The organism is Pantoea sp. V106_11 (assembly GCF_029967885.1).
In the GTDB taxonomy this organism is placed as follows: domain Bacteria; phylum Pseudomonadota; class Gammaproteobacteria; order Enterobacterales; family Enterobacteriaceae; genus Pantoea; species Pantoea ananatis.
Window position 1 is genome coordinate 50490 of the sequence record NZ_JASCAK010000028.1, and the last position, 14164, is coordinate 64653.

General features: G+C 56.3%; 14 protein-coding genes. 8 read left to right on the forward strand and 6 right to left on the reverse strand.

The window, feature by feature from the left end; genetic code table 11:
- The first annotated feature begins 34 nt into the window (after positions 1 to 34).
- Both QLG08_RS10880 and QLG08_RS10885 read left to right on the forward strand, forming a co-directional pair.
- On the forward strand, positions 35 to 337 hold the full coding sequence (locus tag QLG08_RS10880) for a PsiF family protein (RefSeq protein WP_014606464.1): 303 nt from the start codon (positions 35 to 37) through the stop codon (positions 335 to 337).
- 222 nt (positions 338 to 559) lie between these two features.
- Positions 560 to 2092: an FAD-dependent oxidoreductase gene (locus tag QLG08_RS10885; RefSeq protein WP_282472908.1), complete on the forward strand. Its 1533-nt coding sequence runs from the start codon at positions 560 to 562 to the stop codon at positions 2090 to 2092.
- Positions 2093 to 2141: 49 nt separating this feature from the next.
- Here the strand turns inward: QLG08_RS10885 and proC are convergent, their stop codons facing one another.
- The gene (gene proC / locus QLG08_RS10890; protein WP_022622676.1) at positions 2142 to 2954 is read right to left on the reverse strand and encodes a pyrroline-5-carboxylate reductase; all 813 of its coding nucleotides are present in this window, start codon (positions 2952 to 2954) and stop codon (positions 2142 to 2144) included.
- Positions 2955 to 3250: 296 nt separating this feature from the next.
- Here proC and QLG08_RS10895 point away from each other — a divergent pair, with 296 nt between their 5' ends.
- Complete coding sequence (locus QLG08_RS10895; RefSeq protein WP_014593046.1) at positions 3251 to 3700, forward strand: YaiI/YqxD family protein; 450 nt, start codon at positions 3251 to 3253, stop codon at positions 3698 to 3700.
- Between the two features lies 1 nt (position 3701).
- Here the strand turns inward: QLG08_RS10895 and QLG08_RS10900 are convergent, their stop codons facing one another.
- Positions 3702 to 4421, reverse strand: a complete 720-nt coding sequence (locus QLG08_RS10900; RefSeq protein ID WP_022622675.1) for a DUF2076 domain-containing protein — start codon at positions 4419 to 4421, stop codon at positions 3702 to 3704.
- Between the two features lie 282 nt (positions 4422 to 4703).
- On the opposite strand from QLG08_RS10900, the gene aroL reads away from it, so the two are divergent.
- The 3 genes from aroL (at position 4704) to ppnP (ending at position 5974) form a co-directional block, all read left to right on the forward strand.
- Entirely contained in the window at positions 4704 to 5228 is a 525-nt protein-coding gene (gene aroL, locus QLG08_RS10905; RefSeq protein ID WP_014593048.1) for a shikimate kinase AroL, read from the forward strand.
- A 111-nt stretch (positions 5229 to 5339) separates the two neighbouring features.
- Positions 5340 to 5531 carry a YaiA family protein gene (locus QLG08_RS10910; RefSeq protein WP_014606461.1) on the forward strand — a complete coding sequence of 64 codons (192 nt, stop codon included), beginning with the start codon at positions 5340 to 5342 and terminating at the stop codon, positions 5529 to 5531.
- A 152-nt stretch (positions 5532 to 5683) separates the two neighbouring features.
- Positions 5684 to 5974 carry a pyrimidine/purine nucleoside phosphorylase gene (gene ppnP / locus QLG08_RS10915; RefSeq protein ID WP_013024838.1) on the forward strand — a complete coding sequence of 97 codons (291 nt, stop codon included), beginning with the start codon at positions 5684 to 5686 and terminating at the stop codon, positions 5972 to 5974.
- Positions 5975 to 6009: 35 nt separating this feature from the next.
- Here ppnP and rdgC read toward each other — a convergent pair whose 3' ends face one another.
- Positions 6010 to 6921 carry a recombination-associated protein RdgC gene (gene rdgC, locus QLG08_RS10920; protein WP_013024839.1) on the reverse strand — a complete coding sequence of 304 codons (912 nt, stop codon included), beginning with the start codon at positions 6919 to 6921 and terminating at the stop codon, positions 6010 to 6012.
- Positions 6922 to 7065: 144 nt separating this feature from the next.
- Between rdgC and mak the strand changes: the two genes are divergently transcribed.
- On the forward strand, positions 7066 to 7971 hold the full coding sequence (gene mak, locus QLG08_RS10925) for a fructokinase (protein ID WP_024472066.1): 906 nt from the start codon (positions 7066 to 7068) through the stop codon (positions 7969 to 7971).
- Between the two features lie 55 nt (positions 7972 to 8026).
- On the opposite strand, the gene QLG08_RS10930 is transcribed toward mak, so the two are convergent.
- The 3 genes from QLG08_RS10930 to sbcD are packed head-to-tail and all read right to left on the reverse strand — an operon-like array spanning position 8027 to position 13276.
- The gene (locus tag QLG08_RS10930; protein WP_015700855.1) at positions 8027 to 8398 is read right to left on the reverse strand and encodes a cell envelope integrity TolA C-terminal domain-containing protein; all 372 of its coding nucleotides are present in this window, start codon (positions 8396 to 8398) and stop codon (positions 8027 to 8029) included.
- 10 nt (positions 8399 to 8408) lie between these two features.
- Positions 8409 to 12083, reverse strand: coding sequence for an AAA family ATPase (locus tag QLG08_RS10935; RefSeq protein ID WP_210494629.1), 3675 nt, complete (start codon positions 12081 to 12083; stop codon positions 8409 to 8411).
- Positions 12080 to 13276 carry an exonuclease subunit SbcD gene (gene sbcD, locus QLG08_RS10940; protein WP_022622671.1) on the reverse strand — a complete coding sequence of 399 codons (1197 nt, stop codon included), beginning with the start codon at positions 13274 to 13276 and terminating at the stop codon, positions 12080 to 12082. The genes QLG08_RS10935 and sbcD overlap by 4 nt, the downstream gene beginning before the upstream one ends.
- Before the next feature lie 197 nt (positions 13277 to 13473).
- On the opposite strand from sbcD, the gene phoB reads away from it, so the two are divergent.
- Entirely contained in the window at positions 13474 to 14163 is a 690-nt protein-coding gene (gene phoB, locus QLG08_RS10945) for a phosphate response regulator transcription factor PhoB (RefSeq protein WP_014606457.1), read from the forward strand.
- The last annotated feature ends 1 nt before the right edge of the window (position 14164 follow it).

Consider the following 14164-nt stretch of genomic DNA (forward strand, 5'->3'; position numbering starts at 1 on the left):
TAAATACTGTCTTTATCACAACGGAGTGAAAACAATGAAAGGCAATATCCTGATGATAGTCCTGGCAGGAATAATGATGAGCAGCCACGCCAGCGCAGCAGATAAAACGCCGCAGCAGCAAAAAATGGCGATGTGTAATGAACATGCCAGCAGCCAATCGTTAAAAGGCGATGTGCGTAAGCAATTTATGAGCGATTGCCTGAAGAAAGACAGCAAAGTCGCGGACATGTCACCGCAACAAATAAAAATGAAAACCTGTAATCTCCAGGCCGGAGATAAAAAGCTGACCGGTGACGCACGTAAAACCTTTATGAGTCAATGCCTCAAAAAAAGCTAATACTCAGCCGGCCATTTCGGTGGCCGCCTCCTCTCTTCGCCTGCCATCAGTGCGCTGCAGCACGCTTTTAATTACTGAAGAAACAGATGATTAGCGAAAAAAATCGCCATTGAGGCGCAAGCTTTTCCAATCCTTTGCCACACTTACTGTTTATAAGGGATTGCGCCGCGCGCGTGCGGGCGCGGTGCTTTTACCCGTGACGGTTGGAAAAGGAGCCATGTCGTGAACTATCAATTTGTTATTGCTCTCCAGGATTTACCGCAACGTCAGCCGGTTAAAAAAAAGCTGGGTGAAACAGAGTTTTTACTCATCCGTGAGGCTGACAGCGTCCAGGCTTTCCAGGCAAAATGCCCTCATGCAGGCGCGCCGCTTGAGCAGGGCGCTATCTGCGGCGACAGGCTCATCTGTCCCTGGCATAAAGCGGCGTTTGAACTGAGCAGCGGTAAAATGTGCGAGCCGCTGGCGCTGGCCGACCTGAAACAGTATCCCGTTCGCATCGAAAATGGCCAGATTCTGGTTAACCCTAAAGCGATGTCGCCTGCTTCGCCAGTGGGCAGCGGTGCCAGCGCCCCGGTCTTTGTGGTACTGGGCGGGGGCGCGGCCGGGAGTGCGGCACTGTGGCGATTACGCCACGACGGCTTTAAGGGCCGCCTGGTGCTGGTAGAGAGTGAGCCTGAAGCCCCTTACGACCGCACGGCGCTGACGAAATTTGTTCCCTCAGGCAAAATGGATATCGATGATGTGCCATCGCTGCTTGGCAGTGACATACTCGATCACGTCGAGCGCATCCAAAAGCGCGTTGAGCGAGTTGATAATGAGGCGCACCGTCTGGTGTTTGCCGACGATAGCACGTTGCAGTTCGATAAATTATTAATTGCAACGGGCGCAGAACCTGTCAAGCCGTCGCTTGCTGGCGCTGATTTAGCGGGCGTACATATTCTGCGCAACAAGCAGCATACCGCGTCCCTGCTAGCGGCCGTCGATCGAAGCCAGCAGATTGTGATTATCGGTAACAGCTTTATTGGCATGGAGCTGGCCTCGTCGCTGCGTAACCGTGACGTTGAGGTGACCGTCATCGCACGTCACGCGCTGCCGTTTGCGGCGCAGTTTGGTGAGGCGATCGGCCGTTATTTTCATCAACTGCATCAGGCTAACGGCGTAACATTTGTGGAAGGTGAGATTGCGTCGCTTCAGGGCGAAAACCACGTGACGGGCGTGCGGTTAAAAACCGGTCAGCAGATCGCTGCCGATGTGGTGCTGTTCGCTACCGGCGTTAAACCGGCCACCTCGTTTATTCACGACCTGCCGCGGGTTGAAGATGGCAGCCTGCAAACGGATGAGCAGCTACGCGTGGCCGAAAACGTCTGGGTAGCCGGCGATATTGCAACCTATCCTTCCGCCCAGGGGCCGCTGCGCATCGAGCATTTTCGCGTGGCAGAGCAGCAGGGCCAGACCGCAGCAATGAACATGCTGGGAAATATTCATCACTATGACCGCGTGCCGTTTTTCTGGACCGCGCATTATGGTACCCGCTATGAATATATTGGTCATGCCACAGACTGGGACGACTACCAGCAGGTGGGATCGCTGGAAGAGAAAACGTTTATGGCCTTTTACGGCAAGGAAGGGCGGCTGGCTGCGGTTTTCTCGTGTGGACTCTACACGCTGACCGCCGCGCTGGTCGAAAAGATGCAGGAGCCCATGACGATGGAACAGGCACTGGCATGGTATCAGGCCCACCATTCTGCACAATAATGGGCCCGCAAAACCGTCTGGCAAACGGCATGTTTGCCAGACATATCGGTTAACTGCGGCTCAGCTTGTTCGACTTCGCCATGCACTGCTGCATGGCTTCGATCACGGCTGAACGGAAGCCTTTTTCTTCCAGCACTTTCACCGCTTCAATGGTGGTGCCGCCGGGCGAGCAGACCATATCTTTCAACTCACCGGGGTGTTTACCCGTTTCCAGCACCATCTGTGCGGAGCCTTTCACGGCCTGGGCCGCAAACCGGTAAGCCTGCGCGCGCGGCATGCCGCCCGCCACGGCGGCATCGGCCATGGCTTCAATAAACATAAACACGTAAGCCGGAGCTGAACCACTGACGCCAACCACCGAGTGGATCAGGTATTCATCGACGACCGCCGCCTGACCAAAGCTCTCAAATATCGCGACCACTTCATCGGTCTCGCTCTGTTCAACCAGCACGTTGGGCGTAACGGAGGTCATGCCTTCACCGACCAGGGAAGGGGTGTTTGGCATTGCGCGAATGATCTTACGATCGTGCCCCAGCACGGAAGCCAGGTTATCCAGCGTCACGCCCGCGGCAATTGAAACGACTACTGCCTCTTTTTTCAGGCTGTTAGCCAGTTCTTTCAGCACTTTGAGGATCACATTGGGTTTGACCGCACCAAACAGAATATCCACGTGCTGGGCCAGCGCTTCCGCACTCTCCGCGGCGTTAATACCGTACTGTTCGGCCATTTGCTGATTGGTGCTCGGTTTGCGGTCGTAAATCCAGATAGCTGACGGTGTCATTTGCCCGCTGTTTATCAGCCCGCCAATGATGGCTTTTGCCATGTTGCCACCGCCAATAAATCCGATTTTCTTTTCCAGCATCACCGTCTCCTTTCCTGTTTTCACCGTTATCAACGCTGTAGCTTACTGCAGACAGGATTAATAACAAGTTAGCGGTAACGCACGGCGGCCGGTGCCAGAGAGCAAAAGAGAGTGATGGCGGCACGTTTTTGTGGTGAACGCGCGTTGAGCACTCCCTTCATCGTTGACGATATTCGGGGGGCTGACGTGCGTTCTCAACGCGAGATCTGGCCATAGCGGAAGCCGGGGAATTTTACTTAACCCCGTTTTGCAAAACAGGTTAACATCGTCGCTATTTTCCAGAATAAGGAACATCAATGTCTATCTGGGTCGATGCGGACGCCTGCCCAAACGTCATAAAAGACGTGCTGTACCGGGCGGCGGACAGAACGCAAACCATGGTCACCTTTGTTGCGAATCAATTTTTACGCGTACCGCCATCGCCCTGGTTGCGCACGCTACAGGTGCCGGCTGGGTTTGATGTTGCCGATAATGAAATCGTGAAGCGTGTGCAGGCTGGCGATTTGGTGATTACGGCAGATATTCCCTTGGCCGCAGAGGTGATTGAAAAAGGGGCGTCGGCGCTGAATCCGCGCGGGGAACGGTATTCACCTGCCACCATACGCGAGCGGTTGACGATGCGTGATTTTATGGACACGATGCGCGCCAGCGGCGTACAGACAGGCGGTCCCGCCGCCATGAGCCCGCGGGACCGCCAGCAGTTTGCCAATGAACTAGACAGCTGGCTCAGACAGCGACAACGTTAAATCAAACAAAACTGTCGTCGTCATCGTAATCATTGCCGCCGAAGTCATTCAGATCGCCATTGTCGGCATAGGTGTCACTCCAGCCGTTGCTTTGATCCAGGAAGGACTGATTGTCGGCACCCGTTCCCTGATCGAGAAACGACTGATCGTTCCCGCCATTAAAGGTATTCAGGCTGTCATCGACCTGAGGCAGCGACTGGGGTTCGTTAATGATGTTAACGATCTCTTCCGGCTGCGAGTGGTGGAACATGCTGGTCAGCATATCGGCCATGACCACACCGCCTGCTACGCCCACGGCGGTTTGCAGTGCGCCGCCCAGAAATCCGCTGCCACGGGGCGCAGGTGCGCTGGCATAGGGCTGCTGCGGCGGCTGTTGCGGTGCGCTGTTCCACTGGGGCGATGGCTGAGCCGGTTGGGCCTGCTGACTGCCGCCGCCAAACAGGCTGGATAAAAACCCGCCACTGCTTTTTGGCTGCTGCTGTTGCTGAGCCTGTTGCTGAGCCAGATGATTTTCCAGCTCCTGAACCCGCTCATTCAGTTTTTTAAGTGCCGCTTCCTGAATCAAAATGGCCTGAGCCATATAGTAGGGCGCGCCTGGTTGCGCCTGCAGGTGTTGTTTGATCAGTTGTTCGGCAGCAGCATCGCGTGCCGCAGTCTGGCTTTCAGCTTGTTTCAAACGGCTAAACAGATTTTCAATCAGTTCTTGTTCTTCGCGTTGCATGATGACTCTCCCGTTGCGACTGTTAACAGTATATGGGGGCGACGTGCAGCAATGTAAATTCGTGGCGGTAAGCAAATGTTGCTGACGTAAACTTTTTTACCCAATGCACAAAATGTGCATCGTTAACCTTCTGTATTTATTTGTTTTTTTGCAAGAGTGGGTGCAATCATGCGTAAAATACGCTCAATGGGTAGAGGACGAAATAAATTCCCGCTATGATGCGTCCTATTATTGAGCCTAACCTGCAGCTGTGATGGGCTGCGCGGCGGAGGAACTGCCCTGATGTCCTTGTCCATTTTTTTGATCGGTGCGCGCGGATGCGGAAAAACCACTATCGGTGAAGCCCTGTCTCATGCGTTGGGTTATGCGTTTCGCGATACCGATCATCACCTGCAATTCACGACGCAGCGTACCGTAGCGGAAATTGTGGCTGCGGAAGGATGGGAGAGCTTTCGTGCGCGTGAAACCGACTCGCTCAAAGCCGTAACCGCCCCGTCAACCATTATCGCCACCGGTGGCGGAATGGTGCTGGCGGAAGGTAATCGCCGTTATATGCGTGAGCACGGTCAGGTGATCTGGTTAAGTGCACCGCCTGATATCCTGGCCCGTCGTCTGGAAAGCCAGCCGGAAAATGCTCAGCGCCCCACGTTAACCGGACGCCCCATCGCGGAAGAAATGGGTGAAGTGCTGCGCGCCCGTGCGCACCTGTACCGTTCTGCCGCGCATCACGAGGTGAACGCCATGCTGGCACCTGAACGCGTCGTTGAACAGATCCTGCAGTCGTTATCTCTGGCGCGTGCCAGTTAACCCTCAGATTTATCCCGCTTTCGCCGTCCTTTCCGCCGTATTGACTATACTTATCCCATGGCAGGCAATCGCCTGTCGTGTGGAATGTCATTTAGCGAAGAGGGACACATTATGCCGACAAGACCTCCTTACCCCCGAGAAGCGCGCGTTGTCACTGTGGAAAAAGGCCCCGAAGGCAAAAAAGTGACGTCATGGCAACTGCGGGCCGACCATCCCAAGCCAGATTCGTTAATCAGCGAGCACGAATCAGAGCAGGAAGCGCATGATGCAAAAGATCGCTATGAAGATGTAGAAAAAGAGTAAGCCTCTGCTCTGGCAAGGAAGCCATTGATTTCCCCCGGTTCCCGCGGCAGCCATTGCCGCGCGGCGATCACAATCACTCACTATTTCGCGTGACAGATCAGCAAGTTCCCTTCTACACTGCCAGTCACCCTAATGTGCTGTGAGGAAGGTTTATGCTCAATGTAAGTGAGTATTTTGACGGAAAAGTTAAATCCATCGGTTTTGACAGTGCGAGCACCGGCCGTGCCAGCGTCGGTGTTATGGCAGAAGGTGAATACACGTTTGGCACCGCCCAACCGGAAGAGATGACCGTGGTAAGCGGCTCAATGAAAGTGTTGCTGCCGGGTGAGACAGAGTGGAAATGGTTTGAGGCGGGATCGGTGTTTAACGTACCGGGCCACAGCGAGTTTCATCTGCAGGTAGGCGAGCCGAGCGCATATCTTTGCCGCTATCTGAAAGACTAAGAAGAACGGCCGCAGGCAATCTGCGGCCAAATGCATTAACGCTGAGCTTCGCCACCTAACGCTTCAACCAGATTGCTGGTCAGGGCCGCCAGTTCGCTGGTCATCAGAATAAAGTCTGCATCAAAACGCTGCGCAAAATCTTCCCGATCGATATCATCATTCTGGTCACGCAGCGTATCGCTGAACTTCAGGCGTTTCACCGAGCCGTCGTCGGATAAGACGAACTGAATACGCTCCTGCCAGTCCAGCGCCAGCTTGGTCACCAGCTTACCGGCTTCGATATGGTTGGCAATTTCATCGCACACCAGATCCTGTTTCTTGCAGCGAATCACGCCGCCATCTTCCAGAATGGCCTTGAGCTCGGCTTCGTCCATGAGGGCAAAACCGGCCGGAACATCCCCGGAACGCACCCATTCGGTCAGGGTAAGTTCAATCGGACTTTCCAGCGTCAGGGGCACAACCGGCAGCGAACCCAGGCTTTTACGCAGCAGAGCCAGCGTGTCTTCGGCTTTTTTAGCGCTGGCGCAGTCCACCATGATCAGGTTGTTCACGGTGTCGATCCACATATAGGTCTGACTGAAACGGCTGAACGCACGCGGTAAAAGGCTGTGCAGCACTTCATCTTTCAGCGAATCTTTTTCCGTCTTTTTTAGCTTGCGGCTCTGCTCTGCCTCAAGCTTGTCGATTTTTGCCTCCAGCGCCTGCTTCACGACCGGAGAGGGCAGGATTTTTTCTTCTTTGCGCGCGCAAATGACAATCTGACCGTTGTTGACGTGGGTCAGGGCATCGCTGCGATTGCCCATCGGTGCCACCCACCCGGTCTTGCTCATGTCCTGACTGCCGCAGGGCGAGAAGGTGAAAGCCTCCAGCTGTTTTTCCATGTCGTCTGCGGACAACGGAATGTCACGATTCAGACGATAAACCATCATATTTTTAAACCACAACATCGGGATTCCTTACCGTGGCGCGATCGGGCGCACAAATCTCACTAAGTGTGCGCATGATAGCGAAACATCGGAGCGGTTTCATTGCCTTTCAGGCATTCGCCTTTTAGTGTAGAAAACACCCTAACGAATAATGAGGAATAAACCGTGCGCATAGGCATTGATTTGGGCGGCACCAAAACAGAAGTGATTGCGCTGTCCGGCGAGGGAAAAGAGCTGTTTCGCCATCGGATTTCCACGCCCCGTGACGACTACCGGGCGACCGTGCAGGCCATCGTTGATTTAGTCCGCCTCGCCGAAGAAAAAACCGGCCAAACCGGGACGGTAGGCTTAGGTATTCCGGGCACGATTTCGCCCTATACGCAGCGGGTGAAAAACGCGAACTCCACCTGGCTAAACGGTCAGCCGCTGGATAAAGATTTGGCGCAGGCGCTGAATCGTGACATCCGCATAGCCAATGACGCGAATTGTCTGGCCGTGTCCGAAGCGGTCGATGGCGCAGGCGCGGGGCAGGCACTGGTGTTTGGGGTAATCATCGGCACCGGTTCGGGCGCAGGCGTAGCGATAAACGGCGCGTCACGCATTGGCGGCAACGGCAATGCGGGCGAATGGGGTCATAATCCTTTGCCGTGGATGGATGAAGACGAGTTGCGTTACCGCGTGGAAGTCCCCTGTTATTGTGGCCAGCAGGGCTGCATTGAAACCTTTGTTTCCGGTACCGGCTTTGCTATCGACTATCAGCGGTTAAGCGGTGTGGCGCGCAAAGGCGCTGAGATTGTCAAACTGCTGGAGCAGCAGGATCCCGTGGCTGCCCTGGCAATGAGCCGCTATGAAATCCGTCTGGCAAAATCCCTGGCTCAGGTTGTCAACCTGATCGATCCCGACGTGATTGTGCTGGGCGGCGGCATGAGCAACGTGGACCGTCTGTACCAGACGGTGCCCACGCTGATGAAGAAATGGGTTTTTGGCGGCGAGTGTGAAACGCCGGTGCTGAAAGCGATGCACGGGGATTCAAGCGGTGTGCGCGGCGCGGCCTGGCTGTGGCCGGAATAAACGCCGCCGTGGCCTGCGGCCCTGTGCAACATACTGAAGGATGCACAGGGCTGGCTCAGCGAACCGGCGCGAAGGCAAAGACGAGCTGCTGTGGGGCGTACGGTGGAGGCAAAGGCATATCCCGCGCGCTGCTGACGCTCTGCCAGGCCTTGAGGCACAGCGACTCATTTCCTTCTGTTCGCATCACGTTATAGCGCCCATCCGGGCGACGCTGTGCCGTCACCAGGCAACGCTGGCCCACATAGTTTTTCGCATTGTGAAAATTGCGCATGACGGACGCATTGACCTCGCGAATATAGCGGTTCACGTCCTGACACTGCGCCTGGGGCAGGCCTGACGCGCATTGCGCTTCGGAAGCCTCAGGATGATGACTGCATCCTGCCAGCAGCAGCATCGTGGCCGCCATGATTCCTGTACATCTCAACATAATTAACCTCTTACGTACCCGGCAATTCAAGTTTGCTGTAACCCAGGCCATTCATTTTGCGGACCTTAATTTGCACCGGAATGCGCTCTTTCATCGCCTCGACGTGACTGATCACGCCAATGGTTTTTCCACTGGCATTGAGCGCATCCAGCGCATCCAGGGCGGTATCCAGCGTCTCTGCGTCCAGCGTGCCGAAACCCTCATCAAGAAATAACGACTCGATGCGGGTTTTATGGCTGACCAGATCGGATAGCGCCAGCGCCAGCGCAAGGCTCACCAGAAAGCTTTCTCCACCTGACAGCGTGCGGGTATCGCGTGCGCTGTCCGCCTGCCAGGTATCCACCACGTCCAGTTCCAGCGCATCGATGGCGCGGCGCTGTAAAAGGTAGCGACCATGCAGACGATCCAGCTGGCGGTTAGCCAGCGCCACAAGGTGATCGAGCGTGAGTCCCTGGGCAAAGCGCCGGAATTTATCCCCGGTCGCCGAGCCGATCAGATCGTTAAGCAACGCCCACTGCGCCAGCGTGGTTTCCTCCTGCGCAATCTGAGCCAGCAACGTTTGCTGCTGGGTCCGCAGGCTGGCGTCGCTTTGCAACTGCTGCTGCAGTTGTCCCTGCTGACTGGCGTTCTCCCTCAGAGAATGCCGCAACGCTTCCAGCTGTGTGGTCAGTGCATCGGCGGACTCAGGCATCTTATCGGGTTTAGCCTGCTCATGGGTTGCCAGCCGTTGCTGCAGCTCTGCCAGGCGGGATTGTTGATGGAGCAGATGCTGATCGATCTGCTGCAGTCGCTGGCGAAGCTGTTGCGCTTCATGCTCGTCAAGCAACGCGGCGCGCAGGCTCGCCTCGTCCGGGAATTCCGCCGCAGTCAGCGCGGCGTTGAAGTGCTGCTCAGCGTCCGTCAGGCGAGTGCCCAACCTGTGTAGCTGGCTCTCCAGCAACGTCAGTTGGCCGTGGAGGCGGCTGGCTTCAGCCTGAGACTGCTGCAGCCTTTCACGCTGCTGCGTCAGCTGCGCCTCATGATGCTCGACGCTCTCCTGCATCTGCCGACGGGCCTGAATGACATCCCGATCGCCAAACAACGCCTCACGCTGCTGACGTTTTTCGCGGTATTGCTGGTCCAGTGCGGCGAGCTGCTGTTGCTGCTGATTCAGGCGCTGCTGCTCAAGCTGCAGCTGTTGGCGCAGGGCGTCAGCCTGGCTTTCCGCGCGCGCCAACTGAGGCTGCAAGTTAGCAAGCAACCGCTCACTTTCCTGCCACTGCTGCCAGCGCTGTTGCTGTTCAGCCAGCCAGCTGTCGCGCTGTGCGCTGTCAGGCAGCGTCAGGCCGAAGCCTGCGAATTGTTGCGCCAGCCCCTCCTGGAGCGGCTGAGCATTCGCCTGAGCCTGTTGGTGATGGCGCTGTAAAGTCAGTAACGCCTGGTGTTCGTTCTCCAGCTGCTGTTGCGTCAACTGCAGCGTTTGCTGGTGTTGCTGCTGTGTCTGCTGCTGTTGCAGATGCTGTTCTTTTGCCGCCTGATACGTTCGCTCGGCGTGTTCCAGCGTCTCTGTCTGCGTAGTTAATGCCTGTTCCTGACGGCTTTGCGCCTGCAGCCAGTGGCCCAGCGCGTCGGTGTCGTTCAGAGTGAAGGTAAGCGCAAGCTCACCGCTCAGTGCCTGCCAGCGCTGGGTCAATGCATCCAACTGCTGCACTACACTGGCGAGCTCGTCGCGCAGAGACTGCTGCTGGCCCTTCAGGTGTTTTATCTGCTCATTTTTGGCCGTACCGGTTTCGCTCAGCGCTTCCACCTGTTTTTGCAGCACGGCTTTGCGCTGTTGGTTGGCGCTGACTTCGAGCGTGCGGTAGGTTTCAACCGCGGGATGTTCGCAGGAACCGCACAAAGGGCAGGGTTGCCCGGCCTCCAGCCGCGCCCGGTGTTCCTCCAGATCGGCAATATGGCTTTCAAGCTGGCAAATCTTCTCAACGTCGGTGAGTTGCTGTTTCTCCCGCTTCCATGTTTCCCGCAGCGTCAGTAATTCAGCCTCAGCCTGCTGGCAGGCTTTTTCCAGATCCTGTAACCGTTTTTCATACTGACCGCGCTGCTGATGTAACGGCTGCCACTGGGCTGCAAGTAACGTCAGCGTCTGACGTGCGTCACGCTGTTGAGTTAACTGCTTTAAGGCCTGACGCAAGGCTTCGGGAGGATGCGCCTTATGGAGCGATGTTAGTGCTTGCTCAGCGTCAGACAAGGTCTGCTGCGTGAGTTGCCCGGCCTGGTTCAATGGCGCAAGCTGTTGTTGCAGCTGTTCGACCTGCTGCTGGCGCTGATGAAGCTGCAACGCCTGTTGCTGAATTTGCTGCGCCGACGCCGCCTGATCGGTTTCATGGCGGGCCAGTTGAGCAAAGCGGTCCTGCCACAGCGGAAGATTTTCGCCCCAAACCGGCATATCCGCCAGCTGTTGCCGACGCGCCTGCTGCTGTGCCAGCGCCTGCTGGAGATCGCTGACCTTATGTTGCTCGGTTTGCATCGCCTGTTCACGCTGCGTACAGCTCGCCTGCTGCTGTGCGGTTTCATGCTGCAGCTGTTGAATTTGCTGCTGCAGGGCCGAGAGCGCCTGATCGAGTGGAATAACCTGTCCGCTCAGTAGCGTTTCCTGCTGGTGCTGTTGCAAACGCACCTGTTCGCGCGCCGCTTCGGTTTCCTGATAACGCTGCTGCAACTGCTGCTGCTCGTGGGCGGTCGCCTGCATCTGCTGGTTTAACTGCTGCTGACGCTGTTGCAGCTCCGCGCGTTCAGTCTGCAGGTTGTCGCGCTGTTGCAGCGCACCGCGCAGTTTTTCTGCTGGTTCACTTCGTGCCAGACGCTGGCGATCGGCCTCTGCCGCCTGACTCGCCGCGTCGGCGGCCTGACGGGCGGCGTTCACCTGTTCAGCATCCGCGCTCAGCTGCTGTGCCAGCTGCAGCCACTGCTGCTGCCGCTGAGCGGTGTCAAACTGACGGCTGAGTTGCTGCTCGGCCTCAGTCAGGGCTGACTGCTGTTGCTGCAGCCCGGCGCGGGTCGCCTCATCAAGCAGTGCCATGCCGCCTGCCCGACTGCGCATCAGTTCCAGCGCATTTTTGGCTTCTTTATGGCGCTCAAACGCGGCCATGGAAACCAGCCCGTAAATTTCCGTTCCGGTCAGCTCTTCCAGCAGCTCTGCGCGCTCATTCGCTTTGGCGTTAAGAAATGCGGCGAACTGGCCCTGTGACAGCATCATTGAACGGGTAAAACGTTCAAAATCCAGGCCGCTAAGCGTTTCGGTAAGCTTGAGCTTGTCGCCCACTTTGTCTGCAACGATCTGATTATCTGCGCAGCGAGCCAGCTCGACGCGGGGAGCCTGCAGTTTGCCGTCGGCCGTGCCTCGTGCGCGGTTCTGGCTCCAGAATGCCCGCCAGGCCTCGCCTTTGATTTCAAACTCGACTTCGGCCAGGCACTCGGCGCAGTCGCGCGTCATCAGCGGGTTGTGGCCCTGAGAAATCGCCCCCAGACGCGGCGTCTGGTGATACAGCGCCAGGCAGATAGCGTCCAGTAAGGTGGTTTTACCGGCACCTGTCGCGCCGGTAATGGCAAACAGACCATTACTGGCGAAAGGTTCGGTGCGAAAATCGATAAACCATTCTCCTTTCAGCGCATTCAGGTTTTTGAATCGCAGCGTGAGGATCTTCATGGGTTCGCCTCCAGGTCGGCCAGCGTCTGCTTAAACAGGGTCGTGACCTGGGCGATCTGCTTGTCATCAAGCTCCTCATTAAGCGCCAGGCGTCGGGCAAAAACCTCTTCGACCTTAAGTTCGCTCAGGGTTTCGTTATCCGTTTGCGCCAGGCTGTGCTGGCGCTGTTCACGACTGCGGCGTAATAGCAGCACTTCCACCGGTAAATCTGCCGTCAGCGCTTCAACCTGGCGCTGCAGATCGCTTAAGTACTCCTGGGTGGTGACTTCAATATCGAGCCAGACCGGCTTCTCTCCGCTGGGAGGGGAAAGGTGGGCGAGCTGCTCACTGATTTGCGCCAGGGAGCCTTTAAGCATCTGCATCGGCTGGAAGGTGGGAACCGGCAGGGTCAGGGTTTCCAGGCCGCGCGGGCTGAAAGTCAGCAGACAGACACTTTTTTCGCTGCCCAGCTCGTCAAAGCTCAGCGGAATAGGGGAGCCGCTGTAGCGAATATGGTCGCTGTTCGCGACGCGCTGAGCGCGATGAATATGTCCAAGGGCGATGTAATCGGCCGGCGGAAACGCCGAGGCAGGAAACGCATCCAGCGTGCCGATGTAGATATCGCGCACGGAGTCACTTTTGCTGACGCCAAGGGCGGTAAGGTGGCCGGTCGCCACGATCGGCAGGGACATGTTCAGCGCCTGTGCCGCCGCGAAGCTGCGCTGATAATGGGCGCTGATGGCCTCCAGCAGGCTGAGCTGTTTATCCCGTCCAGACTGACCGGCCTGGCTGCGCATAATGTCGCGCGGGCGCAGATAGGGAATCGCGCACAGCAGCGCGCCGGGTTCACCCTGACGGGTTGTCAGGATCATGACGTCGTCACTCTCCTGCGGCGTGGCAACGACCCGGGTGTTCAGACAGGCCAGCAGTTCGCGCGATTCATTCAGCGTTGCCACCGAGTCATGATTGCCCGCCAGCACCACCAGTTGACAGCCGCTGGGCTGTAACGCCACCACGAAGCGGTTAAACATTTCACGCGCATAGCTGGGCGGCGTACCGGTATCAAACAGGTCGCCCGCTACAATCAGCGCATCGACCTGATGCTGTTCGATCTGTATTAACAGCCAGTCAAGAAAGGCCTGGTGCTCGGCGGCGCGGCTCTTGTTATAGAAGAACTGCCCCAGGTGCCAGTCCGCGGTGTGGATAATGCGCATAAAACTCCCTGCCAAATCGATTTGCCCGGCAATTATACTGGCTCAGTCACTAAAGCCACAAAACATGTCGTCATGTTGTCATAAATGGTTGTTGCAGGCCGGTTTTTATGGCTAACTTTTTCATAAAAGTGTCACAAAACTGACGCATAATGGCGCCGCAAATATCAGTGAAAGCCGTCCTACCTGCAGGAGTAATAATGGCTAAGCGCATTTTAGTTGTGGAAGATGAAGCTCCAATCCGTGAAATGTTATGTTTCGTACTGGAACAAAACGATTATCAGCCGATTGAGGCAGAAGATTATGACAGCGCCGTCAGCAAGCTGATTGAACCCTGGCCTGACCTGATCCTGCTGGACTGGATGTTACCCGGCGGCAGCGGCATACAATTTATTAAACATCTTAAGCGTGAAGCCATGACGCGTGATATACCGGTCATGATGCTCACCGCGCGCGGCGAGGAAGAAGATCGGGTACGCGGACTGGAAGTCGGTGCCGATGACTACATCACCAAACCGTTTTCCCCGAAAGAGCTGATGGCGCGAATTAAAGCCGTTATGCGTCGTATTTCGCCGATGGCGGTAGAAGATGTGATCGAAATGCAGGGCCTGAGCCTGGATCCCTCTTCGCATCGCGTGATGTCAGAAACCACACCGCTGGAAATGGGGCCGACAGAATACAAGCTGCTGCATTTCTTTATGACCCATCCTGAACGTGTTTACAGCCGTGAGCAGTTACTCAATCATGTCTGGGGCACTAACGTCTATGTTGAAGATCGTACGGTTGACGTTCATATTCGTCGTTTACGTAAGGCGCTGGAACTGACCGGCCACGATCGCATGGTACAAACCGTACGCGGAACAGGTTATCGTTTCTCTGCCCGCTTTTAAA

Excerpts from the sequence above, each read along its gene's own strand:
- QLG08_RS10880 (WP_014606464.1), top strand. The coding sequence starts at position 35 with ATGAAAGGCAATATCCTGATGATAGTCCTGGCAGGAATAATGATGAGC.
- proC (WP_022622676.1), bottom strand. The coding sequence starts at position 2,954 with ATGCTGGAAAAGAAAATCGGATTTATTGGCGGTGGCAACATGGCAAAA.
- QLG08_RS10895 (WP_014593046.1), top strand. The coding sequence starts at position 3,251 with ATGTCTATCTGGGTCGATGCGGACGCCTGCCCAAACGTCATAAAAGAC.
- QLG08_RS10900 (WP_022622675.1), bottom strand. The coding sequence starts at position 4,421 with ATGCAACGCGAAGAACAAGAACTGATTGAAAATCTGTTTAGCCGTTTG.
- aroL (WP_014593048.1), top strand. The coding sequence starts at position 4,704 with ATGTCCTTGTCCATTTTTTTGATCGGTGCGCGCGGATGCGGAAAAACC.
- QLG08_RS10910 (WP_014606461.1), top strand. The coding sequence starts at position 5,340 with ATGCCGACAAGACCTCCTTACCCCCGAGAAGCGCGCGTTGTCACTGTG.
- ppnP (WP_013024838.1), top strand. The coding sequence starts at position 5,684 with ATGCTCAATGTAAGTGAGTATTTTGACGGAAAAGTTAAATCCATCGGT.
- rdgC (WP_013024839.1), bottom strand. The coding sequence starts at position 6,921 with ATGTTGTGGTTTAAAAATATGATGGTTTATCGTCTGAATCGTGACATT.
- QLG08_RS10930 (WP_015700855.1), bottom strand. The coding sequence starts at position 8,398 with ATGTTGAGATGTACAGGAATCATGGCGGCCACGATGCTGCTGCTGGCA.
- QLG08_RS10935 (WP_210494629.1), bottom strand. The coding sequence starts at position 12,083 with ATGAAGATCCTCACGCTGCGATTCAAAAACCTGAATGCGCTGAAAGGA.
- sbcD (WP_022622671.1), bottom strand. The coding sequence starts at position 13,276 with ATGCGCATTATCCACACCGCGGACTGGCACCTGGGGCAGTTCTTCTAT.
- phoB (WP_014606457.1), top strand. The coding sequence starts at position 13,474 with ATGGCTAAGCGCATTTTAGTTGTGGAAGATGAAGCTCCAATCCGTGAA.